General features: G+C 49.6%; 25 protein-coding genes and 1 pseudogene. 14 read left to right on the forward strand and 12 right to left on the reverse strand.

Features of this window, described 5'->3' with window-relative positions; translation table 11 throughout:
- The first annotated feature begins 165 nt into the window (after window positions 1-165).
- Complete coding sequence (gene fumC, locus EKN83_RS12460; RefSeq protein ID WP_059385257.1) at window positions 166-1,560, forward strand: class II fumarate hydratase; 1,395 nt, start codon at window positions 166-168, stop codon at window positions 1,558-1,560.
- On the opposite strand, the gene tus is transcribed toward fumC, so the two are convergent.
- From tus to EKN83_RS12505, 12 genes and pseudogenes are all read right to left on the reverse strand, one after another.
- Window positions 1,561-2,490 carry a DNA replication terminus site-binding protein gene (gene tus, locus EKN83_RS12465; RefSeq protein WP_126801019.1) on the reverse strand — a complete coding sequence of 310 codons (930 nt, stop codon included), beginning with the start codon at window positions 2,488-2,490 and terminating at the stop codon, window positions 1,561-1,563. It lies immediately after the preceding gene.
- Window positions 2,491-2,563: 73 nt separating this feature from the next.
- Complete coding sequence (gene rstB / locus EKN83_RS12470) at window positions 2,564-3,862, reverse strand: two-component system sensor histidine kinase RstB (protein ID WP_025758378.1); 1,299 nt, start codon at window positions 3,860-3,862, stop codon at window positions 2,564-2,566.
- A 29-nt stretch (window positions 3,863-3,891) separates the two neighbouring features.
- Window positions 3,892-5,172: a site-specific integrase gene (locus tag EKN83_RS12475; RefSeq protein WP_126801020.1), complete on the reverse strand. Its 1,281-nt coding sequence runs from the start codon at window positions 5,170-5,172 to the stop codon at window positions 3,892-3,894.
- Entirely contained in the window at window positions 5,172-5,387 is a 216-nt protein-coding gene (xisR, locus tag EKN83_RS12480) for an excisionase family protein (protein WP_047647992.1), read from the reverse strand. Before xisR ends, EKN83_RS12475 begins: the two co-directional genes overlap by 1 nt.
- Window positions 5,388-5,451: 64 nt before the next feature.
- Entirely contained in the window at window positions 5,452-5,694 is a 243-nt protein-coding gene (locus EKN83_RS12485; RefSeq protein WP_048979543.1) for a DUF4060 family protein, read from the reverse strand.
- Between the two features lie 38 nt (window positions 5,695-5,732).
- Window positions 5,733-6,818 (reverse strand): RecT family recombinase, encoded by a 1,086-nt coding sequence (locus EKN83_RS12490; protein WP_126801021.1) that lies wholly within the window; start codon window positions 6,816-6,818, stop codon window positions 5,733-5,735.
- A 9-nt stretch (window positions 6,819-6,827) separates the two neighbouring features.
- Window positions 6,828-9,965 (reverse strand): RecE family exodeoxyribonuclease, encoded by a 3,138-nt coding sequence (locus EKN83_RS12495; RefSeq protein ID WP_126801022.1) that lies wholly within the window; start codon window positions 9,963-9,965, stop codon window positions 6,828-6,830.
- A 140-nt stretch (window positions 9,966-10,105) separates the two neighbouring features.
- Window positions 10,106-10,270, reverse strand: coding sequence for a YdaE family protein (locus EKN83_RS23355; RefSeq protein ID WP_185857672.1), 165 nt, complete (start codon window positions 10,268-10,270; stop codon window positions 10,106-10,108).
- Window positions 10,263-10,418: pseudogene (locus EKN83_RS23540) on the reverse strand (hypothetical protein); the annotation flags it as partial. The pseudogene EKN83_RS23540 and the gene EKN83_RS23355, both read right to left, overlap by 8 nt.
- A gap of 306 nt (window positions 10,419-10,724) precedes the next feature.
- Window positions 10,725-11,564 (reverse strand): hypothetical protein, encoded by an 840-nt coding sequence (locus EKN83_RS12500; protein WP_185857673.1) that lies wholly within the window; start codon window positions 11,562-11,564, stop codon window positions 10,725-10,727.
- Window positions 11,527-11,706 carry a hypothetical protein gene (locus EKN83_RS23360; RefSeq protein WP_185857674.1) on the reverse strand — a complete coding sequence of 60 codons (180 nt, stop codon included), beginning with the start codon at window positions 11,704-11,706 and terminating at the stop codon, window positions 11,527-11,529. Before EKN83_RS23360 ends, EKN83_RS12500 begins: the two co-directional genes overlap by 38 nt.
- 232 nt (window positions 11,707-11,938) lie before the next feature.
- Window positions 11,939-12,325 carry a helix-turn-helix domain-containing protein gene (locus tag EKN83_RS12505; protein WP_126801024.1) on the reverse strand — a complete coding sequence of 129 codons (387 nt, stop codon included), beginning with the start codon at window positions 12,323-12,325 and terminating at the stop codon, window positions 11,939-11,941.
- Window positions 12,326-12,429: 104 nt separating this feature from the next.
- Here EKN83_RS12505 and EKN83_RS12510 point away from each other — a divergent pair, with 104 nt between their 5' ends.
- From EKN83_RS12510 to EKN83_RS12570, 13 genes are all read left to right on the forward strand, one after another.
- Entirely contained in the window at window positions 12,430-12,657 is a 228-nt protein-coding gene (locus EKN83_RS12510) for a transcriptional regulator (RefSeq protein ID WP_126801067.1), read from the forward strand.
- Window positions 12,658-12,659: 2 nt separating this feature from the next.
- Window positions 12,660-13,211, forward strand: a complete 552-nt coding sequence (locus tag EKN83_RS12515) for a toxin YdaT family protein (RefSeq protein ID WP_126801025.1) — start codon at window positions 12,660-12,662, stop codon at window positions 13,209-13,211.
- A gap of 84 nt (window positions 13,212-13,295) precedes the next feature.
- Window positions 13,296-14,213 (forward strand): replication protein, encoded by a 918-nt coding sequence (locus EKN83_RS12520; protein WP_185857675.1) that lies wholly within the window; start codon window positions 13,296-13,298, stop codon window positions 14,211-14,213.
- Complete coding sequence (locus tag EKN83_RS12525) at window positions 14,210-14,890, forward strand: replication protein P (RefSeq protein ID WP_126801026.1); 681 nt, start codon at window positions 14,210-14,212, stop codon at window positions 14,888-14,890. Before EKN83_RS12520 ends, EKN83_RS12525 begins: the two co-directional genes overlap by 4 nt.
- A gap of 166 nt (window positions 14,891-15,056) precedes the next feature.
- Window positions 15,057-16,403, forward strand: coding sequence for an AAA family ATPase (locus EKN83_RS12530; protein WP_185857676.1), 1,347 nt, complete (start codon window positions 15,057-15,059; stop codon window positions 16,401-16,403).
- A gap of 4 nt (window positions 16,404-16,407) precedes the next feature.
- The gene (locus EKN83_RS12535) at window positions 16,408-17,043 is read left to right on the forward strand and encodes an RloB family protein (RefSeq protein WP_126801028.1); all 636 of its coding nucleotides are present in this window, start codon (window positions 16,408-16,410) and stop codon (window positions 17,041-17,043) included.
- Window positions 17,044-17,598: 555 nt separating this feature from the next.
- Window positions 17,599-17,823, forward strand: a complete 225-nt coding sequence (locus EKN83_RS12540; RefSeq protein WP_126801029.1) for a DinI-like family protein — start codon at window positions 17,599-17,601, stop codon at window positions 17,821-17,823.
- Window positions 17,824-17,938: 115 nt separating this feature from the next.
- Window positions 17,939-18,181, forward strand: a complete 243-nt coding sequence (locus tag EKN83_RS23680; protein WP_260591250.1) for a hypothetical protein — start codon at window positions 17,939-17,941, stop codon at window positions 18,179-18,181.
- A 39-nt stretch (window positions 18,182-18,220) separates the two neighbouring features.
- Window positions 18,221-18,823 (forward strand): DUF1367 family protein, encoded by a 603-nt coding sequence (locus EKN83_RS12550; protein WP_014832175.1) that lies wholly within the window; start codon window positions 18,221-18,223, stop codon window positions 18,821-18,823.
- Entirely contained in the window at window positions 18,823-19,029 is a 207-nt protein-coding gene (locus EKN83_RS12555) for a hypothetical protein (protein WP_126801030.1), read from the forward strand. The genes EKN83_RS12550 and EKN83_RS12555 overlap by 1 nt, the downstream gene beginning before the upstream one ends.
- A 2-nt stretch (window positions 19,030-19,031) precedes the next feature.
- Window positions 19,032-19,394: a crossover junction endodeoxyribonuclease RusA gene (gene rusA, locus EKN83_RS12560; RefSeq protein WP_126801031.1), complete on the forward strand. Its 363-nt coding sequence runs from the start codon at window positions 19,032-19,034 to the stop codon at window positions 19,392-19,394.
- Window positions 19,391-20,224 carry an antitermination protein gene (locus EKN83_RS12565; protein WP_126801032.1) on the forward strand — a complete coding sequence of 278 codons (834 nt, stop codon included), beginning with the start codon at window positions 19,391-19,393 and terminating at the stop codon, window positions 20,222-20,224. The genes rusA and EKN83_RS12565 overlap by 4 nt, the downstream gene beginning before the upstream one ends.
- A gap of 195 nt (window positions 20,225-20,419) precedes the next feature.
- Window positions 20,420-20,611, forward strand: a complete 192-nt coding sequence (locus EKN83_RS12570; protein WP_126801033.1) for a hypothetical protein — start codon at window positions 20,420-20,422, stop codon at window positions 20,609-20,611.
- The last annotated feature ends 412 nt before the right edge of the window (window positions 20,612-21,023 follow it).

Raw genomic sequence — 21,023 nt, forward strand, 5'->3', positions numbered from 1 at the left:
GGCGGCTGTGCCTTACCCGGCCTACGTGTCTGGTAGGTCGGGTAAGCGTCAGCGCCACCCGACACCAAAAAGAGCGCACAAAGCGCCATAACGTTTCTCAGAAGTCATCAATACTTATCCCTTAAGCATGTGAGCAATCCCTCTTTTGTTATCAAGGAGAAAGTAATGACAACGGTACGCCATGAGAAAGATTCTATGGGCGCCATCGAGGTTCCGGCCGACAAGCTCTGGGGCGCGCAAACCCAGCGTTCGCTCGAGCATTTCCGTATTTCGACCGAGAAAATGCCCGTCTCGCTGATTCAGGCGCTGGCCCTCACCAAACGGGCCGCCGCGAAAGTTAACCAGGATTTAGGCCTGCTGGCGGCCGACAAAGCCACCGCCATCATGAATGCCGCCGACGAAGTGCTGGCGGGCAAGCACCCCGACGAATTCCCCCTTGCCATCTGGCAGACCGGTTCCGGCACGCAAAGCAATATGAACATGAACGAAGTGCTGGCAAACCGGGCCAGTGAGCTGCTGGGCGGCGTGCGTGGCATGGAGCGTAAGGTTCATCCAAACGATGACGTCAACAAAAGCCAAAGTTCTAATGACGTTTTCCCCACGGCGATGCACGTGGCGGCGGTGATTGCTCTTCGCGAACAGCTTATCCCGCAGCTCAACGTCCTCAAATCCACGCTTAATGACAAGGCGCAGGCCTTCCGCGATATCGTTAAAATTGGCCGTACGCACCTGCAGGACGCCACGCCGCTGACGCTCGGCCAGGAGATTTCCGGCTGGGTGGCGATGCTGGAACACAATCTGAAGCATATTGAGAACAGCCTGCCGCATCTGTCGGAGCTGGCGCTTGGCGGCACGGCGGTGGGGACCGGGTTAAATACCCATCCGGAGTACGCGGTGCGCGTGGCGAAGGAGCTTGCTGCCATTACCGGTCAGCCGTTTGTCACGGCGCCCAATAAGTTCGAAGCGCTGGCGACCTGCGATGCGCTGGTTCACACCCACGGAGCCCTGAAAGGGCTGGCGGCCTCGCTGATGAAAATTGCCAACGACGTGCGCTGGCTGGCCTCAGGTCCGCGCTGCGGCATTGGTGAAATCAGCATTCCGGAAAACGAGCCGGGCAGTTCTATCATGCCGGGTAAAGTGAACCCGACCCAGTGCGAAGCCATGACCATGCTCTGCTGTCAGGTGATGGGCAACGACGTGGCCGTCAACATGGGCGGTGCATCCGGCAACTTCGAGCTGAACGTCTATCGCCCGATGGTGATCCACAACGTTCTGCAATCGATTCGTCTGCTGGCGGATGGGATGGAGAGCTTTAACGAGCACTGCGCGGTGGGCATTGAGCCAAACCGCGAGCGCATCAGCCAGCTATTGAATGAGTCTCTGATGCTGGTGACGGCACTTAATACCCATATCGGCTACGACAAGGCCGCCGAGATCGCCAAAAAAGCGCATAAGGAGGGGCTGACGCTGAAAGCCTCCGCCCTGGCGCTGGGCTATCTGACGGAGGCGGAATTTGACGCCTGGGTACGCCCGGAAGCGATGGTCGGCAGTCTGAAATAATCATTCCGCCACATACAGGTGCAACCGCGGAATAATCAGCTGAAGCGGTTGCGCCTGGGGTCTGTAACGGTGCTGGACATTTTCAGCATCGTAATTCAGCAGCTCACCAATGTCCGGCACGATGGCACCCTGATCGGCATCATGAAGCGCAATCAAAGGCGTCGGGCAGGCATACTGCACCTGTTTTTGCTGACCGGAATACCAGACGCGGGCGATAGGCTGAACTTTCACCGGGCGCTTGATCTTGAGGCGCGTCTTTGCCGGTAGCGACGCGATGCTGTGATATTCCTGCTCCAGGCGCTCAATCCACTGCTCGCGCGACCACGGTGCGACGGTGCGTGGCGTCTTCAGACTTTTTTCCAGCTGGGCCAGAATTTCATCCCGGGTGAAATTCTTAATGATGTGCTTATTCGCCCAGCCGAAACGCAGCGTGGCGGGGTGACGCAGTACCGTCAGGGTGCGGTAGGCATTAAGGGTTATCAGGCCCGGAAGCTGGCGGTGCACCCACTCAAACCGGGCGGCAGGGGCCAGGCCCGACTCTTCGGTGATGATTTTTTCAAAGGTCGCTTTCAGGGTGTTGATGTGGGCAATCTGGGTTTCCAGCGCTTCACGCGCTGGGGCATCGGTTTGCAGGCAGATCACACCCGGCAGACGCACGGCCGCCTTACTGCTGCGCTGTTCTGACTGCTGCTGGATAAAGAGATGGCGGTAGTGCTTCATCGCCAGCTCACAGGCGGCGTTACCGAGGTGCTGTTTCACCTCGATGGTATCCAGCGGATCGTGCTCGGCCCCTTTGGCCACATCGGGCAGGGTAAAGACGCGCGCGGCCAGCAGACGGCAGGCCTGCAAACGTTCTGTCAGGGTCAGTAGCTCGTGTTCTATTTCGCGAAAGGTGCTGTTCAGCCCTTCGATGAGATCGTAGGATGCCATAAACACTCTCTTTAGTTACAACATACTTATCATATAGCACAACACGCCGGGTCAGGCCAGCGTGCGGTTTAGGTCAGGCAGGAACGGGAAGGGCGATGTTATGGTACACGGGCCAGCTAAAGCAGAAGCGCGCGCCGCCAAGTTCGCTCTCCTCACAATGCACGGTGCCGCCCATGGCCTGGGCGATAGAGTAAACAATCGCCAGCCCCAGACCACATCCACCGGTGGCGCGATCGCGGCTGGGGTCTAAACGTACAAACGGTTCAAACACGGTTTCGCGTGCTTCCGGGGCAATTCCCGGGCCGTCATCCTCAACCGTCAGGCTGGCCAGATTGCCCTGCACATCCAGGCCAATCTGGAGCGTACTTTCGCTGTAGCGCAGGGCGTTGTTGATCAGATTGTCCAGCACGCGTTCCATCAGGCGCATATCGAGCGCGCCGTAATCACCCGGCGTGACGCGCGTGCGCAGCGTGCGCTGCGGGTTCACGCTCTGGACATCATCAATGTGGGTTTGCAGCCAGTCAGGCAGGTCCGGCGTGCTGAGGTTGAGTTCGTTCTGCGGGCGGTCGAGGCGCGCGTAAGTAAGCAGCTCCTCAATCAGCGCTTCAAGCTGACCAATATCGCGGTTAAGCGCCTGAGACTCTGATTCCGTCAGATTCTCGCTCATCTCCAGACGGTAGCGCAGGCGAACCAGCGGCGTACGCAGCTCGTGCGCAATCCCGTCAATCAGTTGCTTCTTGCTGGCGATAAGGGCATTGATATTATCGGCCATCTGGTTGAAGGCCACGCCCAGTCGTTCAAAGCTGGAACCGCTGTCGAAGTGGATACGCTCGGTAAAATGCCCCTCGCCAAAACGCTGCGCGGCGGATTCGAGTTTCAGCATGTCCTGCCAGTGTGGGCGCATCCAGATAAAGACCGGAAACGCCAGTGAAATGGCAATAAAGGCCATCAACGCCATGTCCAGCAGACGCATCTGGTGCAGATAATAGAGATAGGGCACCGGCCCGACGGCCAGCACGTAGTGGCTGCGAGGAATACGCTGGATAAAGGTATATTTCTCATCCAGCGCGACGATATCGCCCTCGCGCAGACGCTGCATGGCGGGCGGATCGAGTTCGAAATCTTTCAACGGCTCGATGCGTAAATCGAACGACAGATTCAGATCCAGCTCTTTCAGGGTTTTCGCCCAGTCGTGTGGCGGGATCTCTCTCAGCTCGCTGCGCATCAGATAGAGCGAGCTTTTCATCAGGTCATCCAGCGACTGTCTGCCCGCACGTTCGGCGGTAAACTTATAAACCAGTCCGACCAGCATGGTCATCACGAGGAAGCAGACAAACAGTAAAAGATAAAACTGCACAAACAGCTTTTTCATTAAATATCACCGGAAAATCAAGTAATTAACTACTTTGTTTTTACCTTCAGGGGCACTATAGGGGCATTTATATATCCGCCAAAGCGCTGATTCAAAAATGATACCTGATCGCTATCGAGAGCATTTATCCACGCAGAGTATACATGGAAGACCATCTCTGCATTCTCATGACCCATCTGATTCGCTATAAAAGCAGGATTAGCACCTGCCGACAACATCCAGCACGCGTATGTATGACGCAGCTGATAGGGGCGTCTGCGGCGAATGCCCGATCGTCTTACCGTAATATCCCATAGTGACACAATTGAGCTGACCGAATAGTACGCAGCTTGCTTGCCTTTCTGAGGTCGAGGCATAAACACAAAGTGCAGTTTCTGCGTTTCCGTTTTACCGAACTCCCGGTGGTGAAAAGTGATTGGTACCTTAGGGGCACTCCCGGTAAGTTCCTTTTGAGCTCGCAAAGCTTCCAGAGCCGGCTCCAGTAACTTTATCGTCCGGTATCCAGCTTCGGTTTTGGGTGGTCCAAACAAGCCTTCCTGAGTTAGATTGCGCGCAATGTTAGCTTCGCCGGAATTAAGATCGATATCCTCCCAGGCAAGAGCGCAAAGCTCCCCGGGCCGAACGCCGGTATAAGCGAAAAATTGCCACATGTTTTTCTGCTGAGCCGGAGCAGTCTCTTTCAACTGCTGAAACTCATGTCTCAAAAGAGGATCTGGTTTTGTTTGCCCTTTGCGAAGCCTTTTTATCCCGACATATGGTTGATATGAAATGACTTTATTTTTAACCGCATAGTCGAGGATTTGTCGCAGGATGGCCAGATAATAATCTACCGTTCTAACGGCGCGGCCGGTTTTATTTCTCCTCTTTTCGGGTGCATAGTTAGTCTCGCCAGTCAGTAATTCTTTTCTCCAGCCCAGAATGTCGCTGTTGGTGATGGATGCAACCAGCGTTTCAGGGCCAATTAGTTTTGTTAACGTTCTTACGGCTATCCCATAGCTTCTTGTGGCATTGGGTGAGAGATCGATTTTATGGTTTTCATACCAGGTTGATGCAAGTTCGGCGAACGTCGTAATGTTTTTAGATGTATAAAACTTTGCTGCTACCTTTGACTCCGGAAACACGCCCCGGTAGTCAAAAGTGCCCAGCTGAATCTCGCTTACAATTTTGGCCCTTAGATTCCCTGCTTTTTTGAGATTCGAAGCATTTACGATCCATCCTTTCAATGTTTCTCGACATCTAACGCCCTGAAACTTGAAACTTATTCGTATCTTATTGTTGTGGATCTCAACACCCGTTGGCATTGCAGCCATTATGCCTCCTTCACAAACCTGTTAATGTTGGGGATGTTGTACCAGACAAGTCCTCGTTCTTCGGAGCTGCTTCCATCCAATGGGATTCTCTTAAAATGAACACCTTCTACCCAGGAGGTTTGGCGATAACTTTTAATCTGACGATCTGTGAGGCCTGTCTTCTCTTTTAGTTTTGAAGCAACGCCCCATTCTGAATCGTAAATTACCTGCGACATGGTTCACCTCAGGTAACCGGCATGAGTATAGATATGCCGGTCTTTAGTCGTTGATATTTCAGTTTCAGTTTGCCTGGCCGGGCAGGGAACGCAGTCGGCGCATGCCGGTCATTGCTGTGGCCACGTAGCTTGCCTTGCAGTTGACCACTTCAACCCAGACCTTCACGCCTTCCACTTTCACCGTATAGGTCTCTTTCATCTTGCTGCGCCCATAGTCACCATATCTTTGCTGGTGGGCTGCGAGTGCGATTTCACATGCCTGGCGAGCTAAAGGGGATTGCTTACTGCCTCGATTAATCAGTCGCATTTCTTCTCCTTGAGGGAGGGTTTCCCCTCCCGATCTCGTTAGTCCACGTATTCTGGTTTCATATCCGCCAGGGTGATGCTGAATTGATCGTGCAGCTCGTCGCCTAGGTGACGCTTTGAAGATGCCAGTACGCGCTCGGCTTCCGCGAACCGTTCGGCGGCATTCGGCTCGTCAGGCTGGGGCAGGGAGTTAATAGCGGCCTCAACCTTGTTGCGTGCGTCCACCAGGTAATAACGCTTCACGGCCTTGTTTTTCAGCTCAGTGAACAGGGCAGAACCCAGGGTTGCTTTCACGGTTTCAATATCTGCGCGAAGAGCTTTAGCGCTATCCACATCCTGAGCCGCCTCGATGCGGTCACGAAAATCATCAGCAAGAGCATCGATGTTTTGAGCAGATTCCTGAGCCGTTTGAGTGGTAGTTACGTTGTCACCTGAAATGTCTGCGAGGCTAACGTGCTGCGCCGGTGCCGGGTTTACCTCTCGTTCTTCTCGTCGATCATCGAGCTCATCAGGGGTGTAAACGCCCAGAATCACATCCGGGCAGAACAGTCTCGCCCAGCGTTTGACGGCCAGGTACGCCAGCTGCTGGCGAGGGTCATCAGCCCAAAGGGTAGAGTTACGGGTTCGGGCCTGAGCCAGCAGCAAATCGAGTTCTCTCGGCTGATCTTCACCTTTAAGCGTTGCGCGGATAATGATGCCGATCCCGGCTTCGTCGGCCAGGGTCCAGCCCGGGACGCGGTACTCGCCTTTGTCGCCTTTACGGATATTGAATTTTCCAACTACCTTTTCCCATGGCCCGTACCATTCATATTCAAAGCGGCTGGCCAGCACGCCGCTGCGCGAAATGACTGCATTAACCAGCTGCGCTTCATACCCGAGCACACCGTTAATCAGGTGCGTCTTCTGCGCCACGGCAAAGGGATTCATCTGCCACTGTGCCGCTTGCATCGCTACAGCCATGCAGTCGGCCTGGTTGCCCTGCAGGTGTTTAGGAACGGTCGCGGTTCCTTGCGCCATAATTTGCGCGAACGTGCTGATGGCGTTCAGATACTGGGAATCAAACAAAGCCACGTTGGAGTTAATAACAGTGTTCTGGTCAGCAACGGTAACGTTAGTGTTATGCATAAATCCCCCTTAAGCCTGAGCGCGCAGCGCTTCGAGGCGGCGCAGGTCGAAATCGTTCAGTTCATCTGTGTAATCGGTAGTGATTGGCGCTGGCCACTCGCCCGTATCGAAGCCTGTGGCGATGGCGCGCATCGTTTTGCGGTACTCCAGCATGCCCAGTTCCAGTAGTTCGGTGGATGCCTCAATGATGGCGATCCAGTGGTAGTTCTCGTCTTTATTGACGAAAATCCAGAAGAACTGGTCCAGCGCCGCGGTCTCGCAATACATTGCCGCGCTGAGGTGATAGTCACGGTCTATGATTTCCCTGTGCAGCCTGGCGCGAAGGCTTTCTTGCTTCACATTCCACATGCTGATGGTTTTCAGATCGGCACCGATGCGCACGCCATCCAGTTCAATCTCTAGGTCCGGACGTACACGCACTTCTAAACCTGTTTCGTCGTCAAAGCCGAAGTAACTCACTTCAACAGCGCGGCTTGGATGTGTCAGCAGCATGCCCGCGGTCGGGTGCGCCAGTAGAGCGGACTGAATTGCTCGCGCTGTGGCCAACTGCTGGCGGGTAACCAAAATCTTTTCGCCAGGGTTGTTGCGCCAGGCATCTAGAAGTTCGTCGGCGAATATGGCATCGGGCTTAACCGACTTAACTGCCTGGATCATGTCTGCTTTGGTGCCGGACACTTTCAGCGGTGTCGGTTTCTGCGCTTCCTGTGCGACCAGATCAGGATTGATGATCGCTAATTGCTCGAGTAGCGCATCACGGCTGCCGCTGGTTTTAACCGGCGTCTGCAGAGTGGCGTTGTACTGTTTAATGCATGCCTTCATTGCCGTTGCTGTCTGCTTCTGGCCTTCTTCAATGCGCTGGTACTCAGCAGGGAGAGCCATATAGCTTTGAGCCGTTTCTTCCAGACTGGCGCCAAGCGGCACTGGAGCGGGAAGGGACGCGTTATGTTCTTCAAGTAACGCTTTAATCTCGTCAGCGCTTAGCAGCGCCGGCAGGCTGGCGTTGTACGCTTCGATGAACTCGCGCAGAGTTGCGGTGGTGGTGAAAGCACCCTCCGGGATCTCAGGTTCTACGCTGAATTCTGCTTCCAGGTTCTCCGGCTGCAGTGCAAGGGCGTGCACCAGATTTCCCATGTCCAGCACTTTGGATGCTGTGCGCGGGATAGTTTTAGCCACATGGCGCGCGTTGAAGTACATCAGGCTGACGCGGGCATCTTTCACCTGGGTTGAGCTAATGCCGTTTGCTGCGTGATAAACGTCATTCGGTAGGCCTTCGTAGCGGCCAGGCTCGAAGTAAGCCGGGTATTCAATTACCGGTTCTGCTTGCTGTTCTTCCAACGCTACGGAATCTGTCTGCGAATTAGCTGCATCAGTGCTTTCGCTCGGTGGTACTGAACCAACATCTTCGTCTTTCTCTGGCTTAGCCGTTTCCATCTGCACATCGCTGGTGGTCTCCGCTGCGTTTTCCGTTTTTTCGACTTCATTTGAGGTGGTATTGATGCCCGGATTGTTATTTCCACCAATCAGGCCATCGATGGAGAACACGCCACTGCCGAGATTTTCAACCTGCGGTTGTTCAACTGGGGCTTCAGTCTCAACTGCAGGAGTAGGCAACGGCAGTAGCTCCACAGCAGAGTTAAACCCAGCCGTCATGGTTTTATTAACTAACTCAAGATGAGCCGCTGGCGTATGGTGGATGTTCTCTGGTGCGATACGGATCAGATTGAAGATTGCCGCACGGTTCACCGCCAGTACGCCTGGTTGATTGCGTAGGATTGCGCTCCATGACTTCCATGGCTCCTCTTTCTTGGCTACGATTTCTTTGGCGCGTCGTAACACGCTCGAAGGAATTTCGAAGTGGTGGAAGTCCATAGGCAGTAGGGCACAGGCAATTTCAAGATCGAGAGTGTCCAGAGTGTGGTGCGCACCTTCGCCGCGATCCGTCACATAGCCACCGTCTGCATTGGTACCAGAATCAGTGCGCTGAACATTACTGATGCGATTACCGGTAGCCCATTCGCGAACGAGAATGCCGCGATCGATATAATCAGTCTTCGCCCAGATTCTGGTGAAACGGAGAACCAAAGCGAGTTCGTGACGCTTATCCTGGCTGAACACCTTGCGAATGGCGTCGGTGTAGCGCCACAGGTCTTTGGTATCGTAACCCTTTACCTCTTCGCAGTTTTCTGCCGCCAGCAGCAGGTTCTGGACGTAGCCGTTGTCAGTGTCCATTTCCAGCGCGCTGATACCTTCGTATTCTTCGCGGGTTAAGTGGTGACGCAGTTCGTCGGCGGTGAACTGGGCGAGCAGCTGCTTGCGGAACGGCATACGAACGACTGGATAACGTGTGGTTTCGTCATCATTCTCGTCAATCTGGATACCATTATCAGGTTCTAAATCCTGACCGGTTGTAGCGCCGCTGTCGCTGGCGCTTTCTGATTTGAGAAGAGTAAGCTTTCCGCTTCTCCACTCTTCAATTAACTGATTGCGGTCGCCAGTATCTGCTCTCGTCCAGTCAGCCATGAATGCAGCGATAACTTCTGCTTCGTGCGTTTCATCTGGCGCGAAGACCTGCTTTATCGCCTGAACCAGTTTCCATTCAGCGTTCAGGCTGAGTTCGGCAACTTCAGGGATGTCGTTCTTCGCAAGCAGCAGGTTCTGGAGATAAGTGTTGCCTTCATCCAGTGACATTTCGCTGGCAGCCAGCTGCTGCTCTTTAGTGATGTGTGACTGGTATTTGTCGCTGGTCAGATGGACGGCAAAACGGACAGCTGGAGTGCGGTTTTCAAGCGGGACACTCTCGACGGTAGTTTCGACTTTAACGGTCGTTTCCGGTGCGGCAGTTTTGTCCACGGCACCAGTCGACTCAGTACCAGCCTTTGGCAGCCAGGTGCGTCCATCGTCCTGCAGTTCGTAGCGTTTGCACCAGGTGTAATCCACAGTGCTTTCTTCAGGCAGATCGTTGTAAACAGGGAAATCGGTGCGAACCGGTTTGACGTAATCCTTACCGCGGCCGGTTTCAATACCGGCATCTTCAAGCTCAACATCGAGCTGCAGGTTGGCACGGGCTTCAGATTTCGCAGTGAACCAAATCACTGCATCTTCTTTGCCAGATTTCTGCGTAGCCTTCACTACATAGAAAAATTCCATGTGAGATCCTCTTTTTTGGATGTAAGATCCCCGGGCCAGAGATAGCGCCCATTGGGTGAACTTTGGTTTTTTAAGTAGTTTTCCGGTGTAACTTTGGTCGGGAGCACCGGACGTACGGGCCGCCTTGCGCGGCTTTTACGTTATGCCTCGTAGGCCATCTGGTCGTACGAAGCACAACGTTCAGAGCAGTATTCTTTTTCTTTGCGCGCCAGCTGTGCGCCGTTGCGATAGAGAAGGGTACTTTTGACTAATTCCCCCGGTTTAACCGGCTTGCCGCAGTACCCGCATTTCGTTGAGTTACACATCTGGATTCCCCTTTTGCGCCAGCAGGTAGCATAAGCGGCGAAGAATCACTTCGAAGAAGTTCAGCTTTACGGCCTGCTGCCGTCCTGGTTTGCGTGCGAAATCAATCATTCTCACCCTCGTTTGCCTTATCGCCGGCCAGCGGAACGTTTACACCTGATGCGCGTTAATCTCTCCACCTCATCCGACTATTCGTATGCCGTCGGCGGCTACTTCGTGGGCGTCCTGCCTTGGTGGTTCGTAGTGCGTCTTGGTGAAGTCATATTAAGTCTTAGGCTTAATTTATGTCAAGTCTATGGCTAAATTTGGGGGTAAGTTGTAGACTTAGTTGTGATGTTTGAAGGAATATTAAGGCAAAAAACCCGACGCTATGGTCGGGTTCGGGGAGTTAAGTGTAGGGCTTGGCAGCGAACTAGTGCCTAAAGAGAAGTAAAAACGTCGCGGTGGCAGAGTTAGTTATTGAATATTCCTGAAAATTATAAGAGGTGTCATGCCATACGAATTTCCACTTCTCCCGGCTAAGTCCCTTATCCCAGACAGCATGCCATGAATGCCGTCTTTCATTGGATTCGGCTCAAACGGTGAAGTATCCGTCATATCTTCTTCGGCTTCAGGAAGAGCATCAATGAAACCAATTACATACCACTCACCTGGCAATCTGGAACCATACTTTAGAACCATGTCATCTGGATTTATCGTAAGGTAGTCTCTATTTATAGTCATCCAGATTGTTTGTCCCGCTTCGTTTATGAAATCAACCTGTAAAGTGTTCGGGACAATGTTTAACACCTCTTTCATCATCCCAAAAGTTACACCTGGGGCGATGAATTGGTCATCAACCTGAAAGTTTGATTTTTTTGCTTTAGGCGGCAGTTTTGGTTGTTCCATTTCCATCATCTTTGCTATAAATGGAACACTTTTTTGAAAAACTGAGATATCAAAAATTCTCATTTTGCCCTTGCACAGAACGGTACTTCCAAGACGCTCTCCATTGAGATCTCTTCTTATCAGGCCGCACTCATCAAGTTTATCGAGAAGATTGATTGGAAGGGTCCACGATGCATCAAAACTTTTTTCTTGTGAATGGTTTAAAGTTTCCTCAACACCGATTTTAGATTTGACAAGTTTTAAGTCAAATCCTGCATCGGAAACTGATTTATCAATTTCAGCTGTGACATGTTTAATCGATGTTACAACACCTGGTCCATGCATTTGCGCGAGAAGCGAAGACGCGCGCTGATTATCAACATAGAGAAAATCATAAAGTGAATCGGTGCTTTGTTGCTCTTGCTCCATTTTGCCATTCCTCTCTAGCTCTTTCTTTCTTTTCAGCAATTTTCCGTTGCTTTTCATCTATTTCATCAAATAATTGAGTAAGTTCATCCTCGACCTCATTGGGGACGTTGGGTTTGGCTTGTTTCAATAATTTTCTGAGCATGATGATCTCCTAAAGAGAACTGACAGCTTAAATTATGTTCTCTTTACGTTTTATAAGCAACTTTCTACCGATCAAACGCGAGTCACACAAAGCAACTCTTCATAAAGTTACCTATGATTCCGGTGGTTACGAGCCATGCTTGTTGAGCCTGTCTCAAGTGCTGGGATACAGTTACGATAAACACCAACACAGGGAAAGCGATCCCTATTCTCATAAAATCTCCGGGAGGATGTTATTCCTCATCGCCCTTAATCCTGCGCCCCATGTACTTGGCATACAATTCGTCGAGTTCTTTTAGCCGTAGTGAAACAATCCTTAGCATGTTCCGTTGCTCTTCTTCAGGCAACTGGCGATAGAGCTCTAGTAGACGCTGCTCGTCAGGCTTAAGACCGTCTTTTTCGCCAACGTCCTCACCGAGCAACCATGGCACAGATACGCCAGCTGCGTCAGCAACGGCAAGTGCGGATTTCTTACTGATCACACCTTTCTTAAACCAGCCGTTTACAGATTGCGGGGTAACCCCAGCAACCCTAGCCATATCGGATTTAGTCATACCACGGCCATTCAGTTCTGAAAGGCGGTCGACAAGTAGTGGATTAAGTATGGTTTTCTCTTTCATGGTTAGAAGAATAAGCCTTTTGCTTAAACTTGAAAATTCGCCCCAGACTTGACAATTAATTAAGCCTAAGGCTTAATTAATTGATGTTCAAATCGGAGAGAATGATGAACGGGTTAACTAAAGCTATTCAATCTGCTGGCACAGCAACAAATCTCGCATTCCTGCTAGGTATAAAACCTATGTCGGTTAGTCGCTGGAAAAACCGATATCACGGTGTTGTACCAGCAGATCGGGTCCTGCCAATTTACGCAGTAACAGGTGTAACACCCCACGAACTGCGCCCAGATCTCTACCCAAATCCTACTGATGGTTTACCTAAACAGGAGCCTTAATAATGCAAACTTTATCATTTCAACAGAGTAGCAGAGCTTCCTCGAATCCAATGATATTCCCGTGTCATCAAAGCGAATCCGCAGCTCAGGATATTGATCATCGTGATATCTGCTCTGCGGTCAGGGCGTGGGCTGCGGCAGAAGGGCGAGTTTCTGTTGCACTTCAAATCCAAGAAGCGGCGGAAGAGCTCCAACTTGATGGCGTGGATGTGTCTGGCCAGGCCGATGTCTGGAACGTGAAGCTGTTCCGCTGGCTCGACAACAAAGAAGAATCTTCATCATACCGAAAGAACGTCGGACAACTGTTGCCCGCGATCATGTCTGTATTGCCACTTCGATACCGCGACCGTGTCGTAAAGAACGACTCCTTTGCCTACCGGATGGCCAGGTTGGAAAAGGAAGTGAGTGAGGCGAAGCAAGCTCTGATGCTCGATGCACCGAAGAAGGAAAAGCTGAAGGAGTTAGGCGAGGGGATTTTTGAGATGTTCCGTGTCGATCCTGACCTTACTGCGCCGCTGCTGGCGATGGTGACAACCATGCTGGGGGCAATGTGAATACTCTAGAAAAGGCGAAAGCCGGTCTGCGCGAACAGAACCGACTTTCAGGTGCAAAAACGGAGTGTAATTGCGGAGCTAAGTATGTCAAACACAGCTGAAATTATCAATTTCCCCCACAGAACCGAACAACCGGGAGGTCGTATGGCCGACCTGTCGAACGGGTATACCAAGGTCGCTAACGAGATCCAACAGCTCAAGCCTCGTCTGAGAATGTCAGGCCGGGAGTGGCAATGTTTTGAGGCGGTGATCTGGCTTACCTACGGCTGGAACAAGAAGCAGGACCGTGTTACGAACACGGTGATTGCCGAGCTTACAGGGCTGAGTGATTCGCATGTTTCTGATGCGCTCAAATCACTCGCAGAACGCAAAATCATCTTCAGTCAAAAGCAGGGAGTAATGAAAACGGTCGGTATAAATACTGACCTTTCCGCCTGGATTTTAGACAAACCGAAAACGGGAAAAGTCTTCCCGAAATCGGGAAAAGTGTTACCGAAAACGGGAAAAACCTTCCCGGAAACGGTAGACACCCAAGACTATAACAAGAACAATATTAAAATATCCTCGTCTCGGAATTCTGACGAATCCCGAAACCAGAAAACTCAAAAGTTTCTCTCTCGCCATCCAGAAGCTGCCGCCGGGATATACACCCCGGCAGGGAAATCATGGGGATCCGCTGACGACCTCAAGGCCGCTCGCTGGATTTACGACAGGCTTCTCACCGTCAACGCATCGCTTTCCGAACCCAACTGGGCTGAATGGGCAAACACCATCAGGCTGATGCGTGTCCAGGACAAGCGTACTCACTACGAAATCTGTGACCTGTTCCAGTGGGCCAACCGGGACGAGTTCTGGAAAGACAACATCCTGAGCCCTTCAAGTCTGCGCAAGCAGTGGGATCAGCTGACTACCAAACGGCTGCGCGCAACTGGAATGGTGAAACCTTCCCGGGGAGGTATCGACCTGCATAACACCGACTGGATTGACGGGGTGCTGGAATGAAAAATCTTGCCGAGAGCATTTGCAATTTTGACCGGGAACAGGCCCGCCGCGTAGCGCACAACCTGCCTGAGCAGTACACCGAACGCGAACAAACGCAGCAGGTGGCGCAGATTATCAACGGGTTATTCGTACAACTAGCCGCCGCGTTCCCGGCAACCCTGGTTAATCGCAGCCAGGAGGACGTTGACGAAATACGCCGGCAGTGGGTGCTGGCCTTCAAAGAAAACGGGATCACCACTCTGGAGCAGGTTGAAGCAGGCATGCGCATGGTGCGTCGCCAGGAACGTCCATTCCTTCCTTCTCCAGGCCAGTTCATCAAGTGGTGCAGGGAAGGGCGCAGCGTGCTGGGGATCACTTCCGCTGACGTGATGGCTGAATACTGGAAATGGCGCAAGCTGGTGTACCGGTACCCGAGCAGCGAGCAGTATCCCTGGCCAAAGCCGGTTTATTATCACATCTGTCTGGAGCTGCGTCGCCGCAGCACTGAGGGCCAGTTGAGTTATCAGGAGCTGGAACGCGAAGCCGTTGCCGTTCTGAACATGTGGGAGCGCCGGGTTATCTCCGGCAAGCCAGTACCGCCAATCTGTCGCGCACTGGCAGCGCCTTCAAAACCAGAGGGTCCAACCCCAATCCAGTTGTTACTTGCTATGTGCAATCGTCTTAAATCACGGGAATAGCAGGAATAACAGGCAAAGGGATTTTTGTTTGGTTGAATCGCGGTAAACCGAAAAATGCGGTAGGTAAAGAAATCGGTTCTAAATTGTGCGTGACAGGACTACAATGCTGTCAAACCGCATTTTTTGGTGCGTTTTTTGCGTAAAACGCCTAGTTGGAGGTATTACAATGCTTTTATCACTTAAAGTTGAAAACTTTAGGTCTTTGAAGAATGAGGTTGTGTTTGACTTATCAGGCACTTCGTCAAGCAATCACTTGAGCGATCATTTGATTAAAGTTCCCAATAGCTCGGATTATGTAGTGCGTACTTTAGGCATCTATGGACCGAATGCGTCTGGTAAGTCCAATTTATTAAAGGTATTCAGAGCATTAAATTATTTAGTTGATGATGCCGCAGCTCTAAAAGAAGGCGAATCAATTAAATGTTATGAGCCATATACACTTTGCCAGACAACCATTGATGCTCCGACAAAATTTGAAATTGATTTTGTGGTTGATGAGTTGAGGTATAAATATAAAATACACTTTAAGAAAACCGAGATCATATTAGAAAGCCTTGATTGTTTTTATTCTAAACAACCATCTAACCTTTTTACTCGGAAAACTGAGGGTTGGGAAAATATTAAGTTTGGTGCTCAGTTTAAAGGTGGTGTGAAAAAAGTTCCATTTGGTAATAATAACTCATATTTATCAAAAATTGGGTTGGTTCAAGAAGCGCCTAAGGTTATAGAAAAAATTTATGATTATTTTATTGGCGTAATCTGCCCAATAGGTATGAATTCCTCATTTAACCTTCTTCATTTACAAGATGAAAGTTTTAGAGACATTTTAGTTGAAACCACAAGTAGCTTCCTGTCATTGGTTGATACTGGGGTTAAAAGTATAAGAATAGAGGAAAATAAGAATATAGATATTAAATTGCCAGACGATATACCAGAGGATCTTAGAGAGAGAATTATAGCGGAAAATCTGCATAGCTTTAAGTTCGAGCATGATACAGATAGTGGTGATAGCTCTGAAATAGATATTGAAGACGAGTCTGATGGTACTAGACGTCTTTTTGAATTAACACCTGCTATAGTCTCAGCTCTATTAATGCAGCGGGTTCTTGTTATTGATGAAATTGATCATAGTATGCATCCTCATTTAGCAGCTCTTCTTGTACGTCTCTTTAATGATAGTGAAGTTAATGGGAAGAACTCGCAGTTAATATTTTCTACACATAATATAGAATTAATGAAGCCAGATAGAATGCGCAGAGATCAGATCTGGTTTTCTGAAAAAAATAAAGGTGAAACAAATATTTTTAGTCTGGATGATTTTGATAAAGATAAAGTAAAAACTTCATCACCATTTAATAAATGGTATGATGAAGGTCGGTTTGGAGGAACTCCGTCAATAAATTATGGTAAGATTCGCGATTACTTCATACATCTTGCAAGTGAAGATGAAGTCGATGAACCTAGCGAAGAGTTATTTGGTGATGTTAACGATATACCAGAAGATTTAAGGTGAATTCATGGCAAACAAATCGAGAAAATTAGAACGTCGATTACATATCATTTGTGAAGGCGCTAAAACTGAACCTATGTACTTACAAGGTTATATTGATGAATTTGCCTCGGAAAAGGCACGCCTAATATCTATCCCTGATGTTAAGTACAATACTCCAATTGCTTTGGTGCGTGCAGCAATAAGACTCAAAGAAAGTGATGCCACAACTGATGAAGATGAAATATGGGTTGTGTATGATAGAGAAGCAGTATCTAAGTACCCTCATACACTTCATCGTGAAGCTTGGGAATTGGCACATTCTCAGTCGATAAATGTTGTTTTATCTAACATTTGTTTTGAACTGTGGCTGTTGCAACATTTTTCTTTTAACTCTGCTCCATATAGCTGTTTCGATGATCTTAAAAAAAATTCAAGTTTAAAAGCCGATCTTCTGAAAATAGGTATAAAAAATTATGACAAAGCTGATAAAAAATTATATGGTAAGATTAAGAAAGGTATCCCAAATGCTCGTGCAAGAGCAAAAGCGTTAAACAAGCAAAGTTTTGCAGCAGCACCATTGAATGCGAATAAGCCATTTCAGCTGAGTTGTTATACCAATGTAAATGAACTGCTTGATGCTATTGATGAATTTACCCCATAATTGCTTCAGGTTAATTTTATAAAAAAAGACTCGTCCTTAGTGCAAGTGTCAGCCTGGATGGCTGACACTGTATAAATTTTTATAGTAGAAATAATAAGCATTTTTATACTTTTAACTACTTATAGAGTTGTGATTTTCATCCCCCTAACTTTAATTAGTTCATTGAGTTTTTATATAATTGAATGAAATAAAAAGTATCATTACACTATGAAGTTTGTTGTTAGAAAAGTCGAACTTATTGAACGCATTGCTAATCGTGCTTAACAGCAATAAGCTTAAAAGAATTATTAACCTCCTACCATGTAGTTTTTTTTATACCTTCTATCCAGCCAATGTTGTACAGCGCCCCCGTCAATACAGTCTCCCTGTGGCGCAATTCATCAATAATCGACAACGGACACTCGAAGCCCACCTAGATTGGGCATTCGTCTGGTTGCAAAGAAATCTGAGTAGAAACAAAGAGGTGTCTTTATCAAAAAGTGCTCTTAAAGGATTGATTAATTCTCTGCATGAGTATACTGTAATTATATACAGTGTTTCTGCAAAGGGAAAAATATGAAAATCGAAGTGACAATCGATCGCATCAAAAAGCTGCCTGACGGCGCTGTCCCGGCACTTGAGCAGGAGCTTCTGATGCAAATTAGTCAGAGCTATACCGGCTGTAAGCTGGTCGCTCGCCGAGCCGGTTCTGACGGGTTAAGCATCATCGGCGGGGGAAAGACGGACAAAAAGCGCATCGAAGAAATCCTGCAGGAGACCTGGGAAAGCGTGAATGTGTGAATTTATTAATGGCGTTAATTTCACTGGAGCAGTTTCAAAGAGTATCGCTGTTTGCGTTCCCCTGGCTGTTCCCGATTACTGTTTACCGCGTCAATAAGTCGCTCTGGGGGAAATAGTGTTTAGTGCAGATGCCTTTAATGCAGATGATCAATGGTACGACGTGGTCAGAAGGGCCGATAAAGCAGTTATCTATAGCTTCCCAGCGGAAGGGAGATATCTGGTTTATCGAGTAAATGGAATAGTTTCATTACGACCGTTACTCGAAGAGGAAGAAATATTCACTCTCAACGGGTTTATGCAATTTGCGAAACGACTGGGGTACCGAGTTACACCACCGTCTGATATTATTCTTTCATAGGCCTGAACAACCTATACCTGATGCGCCACGGAGAGAACCATGGCGCTAGAATTACAACTTATCAAACACCACTCAGGAATACTGATCCCGGCCACACCCGAGACCAGCGATATCCTGCAATCCAAAACCCGGCTCGGCGATGTTCTTGTTGCCGAGTTCAGGCGGGTACGTAACCCGGCATTCCATCGGCGCTTTTTCGCGCTTCTCAATCTCGGTTTTGAATACTGGGAACCAACCGGCGGGGCTATCTCGAGTAACGAGCGGAAGCTGATCACCGGCTACGCCAAGTTCCTGGCCTCGTATGGCGGAAACGAGGGGGCTCTGATCGATGCTGCTGAGCAGTATCTTGAGCAGGTTGCTTACCGGCGAGTCACGAATGGTATTAGCCTGTGCAAATCCTTCGATGCTTACCGCTCATGGGTGATCGTTGAGGCAGGGCACTTTGATGCCATTCAGCTACCTGACGGAACACTAAAAAAACATCCTCGTAGCATCTCATTCGCCAACATGGACGAGTTCGAGTTCCAGCAGCTCTATAAAGCTGCGCTCGATGTTCTTTGGCGCTGGGTCCTGTCCCGTTCATTCCGCAGTCGCGATGAGGCTGAAAATGTCGCCGCGCAGCTGCTTGGCTTTGCGGGGTAATGGGGATGAAGAAAACCTGGTTCCACCACACCGATTGCAGCACCGAACAGGCCGACGAACTGGTTAAGCGTTACAAAGCGCGCGGCGTGAGAGTAGAGCGCAGCCTTAACCAGGATTACATGACCTGGACTGTCAGTGCATTCCTTCCGACCTCAAATACTCCAGCGCGGCCGGATAGCCGCTGGCGAAACCGGATGTGGGGGTGAACGTGAAGACATATCAAATCACTTTGCCCTGGCCGCCGAGCAATAACCGGTATTACCGGCACAACCGCGGGCGCACGCACATTAGCGCTGATGGTGTCGCGTACCGCTATGCCGTGGCCAGTATCATTCGAAGCGCCCGGCTTAATATTCGGACAGCTGCACCACTCAAAATCCGTATTGAATGCCACATGCCTGACCGCCGGCGCCGTGATCTGGATAACCTGCAGAAGGCTGCATTCGACGCTTTGACCAAGGCGAGATTCTGGCTGGATGACAGCCAGGTAATCGATTATCGCGTTGTGAAAATGCCTGTCGTTAAGGGCGGAAAAATAGAACTCACCATTACCGAACTGGAGACCGCATGAATCTCGAAAATACACTCAAATATCACTTCGCCAAATCGACGATGATTAGCGACTCTCCTCGTGCTACGGCATCAGATGCATTAACCGGTTCGGATATTATGGCTGCAATGGGCATGACGCAGGAACTGGCCGCCATGGGTTACAGCGCTTTTCTCGGGAAGATGGGTATCAGCAACAATGACCGGGAGAGGGCGATTGAGTTGCTGGCCCAGTACGCGCTGACCAAGTGCGATCGGGTTGCTGCGCTTCGTAAACTGGATGCCAAGGTTAAGCCAGTGGTGATGAAGCAGCTGGCTGCCTTCGCGTTCGAAGACTATTCCCGCAGCGCCGCCAGCGTGAAGCAGTGCTATGGCTGCAATGGGGAAGGGTTTATAGACGCTGAGGTTTTCAACATGAAGTCTCACACTCCGGCAAAAGAGAAGAGATTCGTGAAGATGTCTCTGAATATGGGCGTCGAAGATTTTCGACCTTCTGAGTATGAGGTACGGAGGCAGGTCAGGGAGATAGCCCGCGTTCTCTGCCCTCAGTGTAAGGGCAAGAAGGTTGTTAGCTGTGCCTGTAGAGATTGCCATGGACGCGGGAAAGCCGTTAATCAGGCTCTTACAGAACAGCAGGGCGTTCCGGTATTGGCTGATTGCAAGCGCTGCAGCGGTCGTGGTTATGAACGAATCCCATCGACCGAGGCATACGCTGCGGTGTGTCAGATAACGGAAGCAATCAGCCTCGATACCTGGAAGAAGTCTGTTAAACCATTTTACGATCAGCTAATCACCAAGTTTGACATCGAAGAGGCCTGGGCAGATGCGCAGCTGAAGCAGATAACAAAATAGGGCGTTATTTTATCGTGAGCTATTTACTTTTCCCGAATCTGTGGTAATTTTGCTCTAACGATGGGTTATTGCCTTCGTTTAAAGCCCTGCGGTTAACCCCGTGGGGCTTTTTGCTTAATGGAGATTTAAGTATTTCTAAAATCATCAATATTCATTGCCTCTTATAATCTCTATATCGAAGAGGAGGGGGGAAAGATGAGAGAAGGCTATTACTGGATCCAGTACAATGGCAGCAGGCAGATCGCTTACTACGTGCACGAAAAAATTGACGATTTAGAGTCGGGTGAAACTATCTACGGCGCATGGTATTTGACTCGTGGAGATGATCTCGCCAACAATGGAGAGGTCGAAGTGCTAAGCGAACGTATTGAAGAGCCAAAGCTGTAACAGGAAAAATAAGTGAAGCCTCGTTACTGTGCGAGGCTTTTAGTACCCATGAAAGAAGTAGCGAATCTTCAAACCGATAAACTTTAACACTGGCCAGACATAATGCTGGCTTAAATATAGGGCAGGTGGAACAACCAATGTCGCCCCAGTTGCGCAGAGTGCGTATACCGCCGAGTCCTTTGCGATTAATGAGTAATTTAGGTTAAGTGTTTCAAGATTAATTGCATTGGCTGTACTCGAACCTACAAATCCAGAGCCAAAAACAACCAGAAACACATAAAGTGATACTGTTATGAGCTTTAATATTAGCCTAATGTATTTCACGATGAGCACCTGCTGATTGATGTCATCGTTTTACACAAATGCCATCTGTTTAGCTAGCTTATAGGTCGCTTGGTTCTAAATAATATCC

This window comes from Enterobacter sp. WCHEn090032, from assembly GCF_003986875.1.
GTDB lineage: Bacteria > Pseudomonadota > Gammaproteobacteria > Enterobacterales > Enterobacteriaceae > Enterobacter > Enterobacter sichuanensis.

What these genes read in the sequence shown, in the direction of transcription:
- tus (WP_126801019.1), bottom strand. Translation starts at nt 2,490, where the DNA reads ATGGCATCCTACGATCTCATCGAAGGGCTGAACAGCACCTTTCGCGAA.
- fumC (WP_059385257.1), top strand. Translation starts at nt 166, where the DNA reads ATGACAACGGTACGCCATGAGAAAGATTCTATGGGCGCCATCGAGGTT.
- EKN83_RS12520 (WP_185857675.1), top strand. Translation starts at nt 13,296, where the DNA reads ATGTCAAACACAGCTGAAATTATCAATTTCCCCCACAGAACCGAACAA.
- EKN83_RS12485 (WP_048979543.1), bottom strand. Translation starts at nt 5,694, where the DNA reads ATGCGACTGATTAATCGAGGCAGTAAGCAATCCCCTTTAGCTCGCCAG.
- EKN83_RS12490 (WP_126801021.1), bottom strand. Translation starts at nt 6,818, where the DNA reads ATGCATAACACTAACGTTACCGTTGCTGACCAGAACACTGTTATTAAC.
- EKN83_RS12530 (WP_185857676.1), top strand. Translation starts at nt 15,057, where the DNA reads ATGCTTTTATCACTTAAAGTTGAAAACTTTAGGTCTTTGAAGAATGAG.
- xisR (WP_047647992.1), bottom strand. Translation starts at nt 5,387, where the DNA reads ATGTCGCAGGTAATTTACGATTCAGAATGGGGCGTTGCTTCAAAACTA.
- EKN83_RS12535 (WP_126801028.1), top strand. Translation starts at nt 16,408, where the DNA reads ATGGCAAACAAATCGAGAAAATTAGAACGTCGATTACATATCATTTGT.
- EKN83_RS12475 (WP_126801020.1), bottom strand. Translation starts at nt 5,172, where the DNA reads ATGGCTGCAATGCCAACGGGTGTTGAGATCCACAACAATAAGATACGA.
- EKN83_RS12505 (WP_126801024.1), bottom strand. Translation starts at nt 12,325, where the DNA reads ATGAAAGAGAAAACCATACTTAATCCACTACTTGTCGACCGCCTTTCA.
- EKN83_RS23355 (WP_185857672.1), bottom strand. Translation starts at nt 10,270, where the DNA reads ATGTGTAACTCAACGAAATGCGGGTACTGCGGCAAGCCGGTTAAACCG.
- EKN83_RS12510 (WP_126801067.1), top strand. Translation starts at nt 12,430, where the DNA reads ATGAACGGGTTAACTAAAGCTATTCAATCTGCTGGCACAGCAACAAAT.
- EKN83_RS12555 (WP_126801030.1), top strand. Translation starts at nt 18,823, where the DNA reads ATGGGGATGAAGAAAACCTGGTTCCACCACACCGATTGCAGCACCGAA.
- EKN83_RS12550 (WP_014832175.1), top strand. Translation starts at nt 18,221, where the DNA reads ATGGCGCTAGAATTACAACTTATCAAACACCACTCAGGAATACTGATC.
- EKN83_RS12525 (WP_126801026.1), top strand. Translation starts at nt 14,210, where the DNA reads ATGAAAAATCTTGCCGAGAGCATTTGCAATTTTGACCGGGAACAGGCC.
- EKN83_RS12515 (WP_126801025.1), top strand. Translation starts at nt 12,660, where the DNA reads ATGCAAACTTTATCATTTCAACAGAGTAGCAGAGCTTCCTCGAATCCA.
- EKN83_RS12570 (WP_126801033.1), top strand. Translation starts at nt 20,420, where the DNA reads ATGAGAGAAGGCTATTACTGGATCCAGTACAATGGCAGCAGGCAGATC.
- EKN83_RS12540 (WP_126801029.1), top strand. Translation starts at nt 17,599, where the DNA reads ATGAAAATCGAAGTGACAATCGATCGCATCAAAAAGCTGCCTGACGGC.
- EKN83_RS12565 (WP_126801032.1), top strand. Translation starts at nt 19,391, where the DNA reads ATGAATCTCGAAAATACACTCAAATATCACTTCGCCAAATCGACGATG.
- rstB (WP_025758378.1), bottom strand. Translation starts at nt 3,862, where the DNA reads ATGAAAAAGCTGTTTGTGCAGTTTTATCTTTTACTGTTTGTCTGCTTC.
- EKN83_RS12495 (WP_126801022.1), bottom strand. Translation starts at nt 9,965, where the DNA reads ATGGAATTTTTCTATGTAGTGAAGGCTACGCAGAAATCTGGCAAAGAA.
- EKN83_RS23360 (WP_185857674.1), bottom strand. Translation starts at nt 11,706, where the DNA reads ATGCTCAGAAAATTATTGAAACAAGCCAAACCCAACGTCCCCAATGAG.
- EKN83_RS12500 (WP_185857673.1), bottom strand. Translation starts at nt 11,564, where the DNA reads ATGGAGCAAGAGCAACAAAGCACCGATTCACTTTATGATTTTCTCTAT.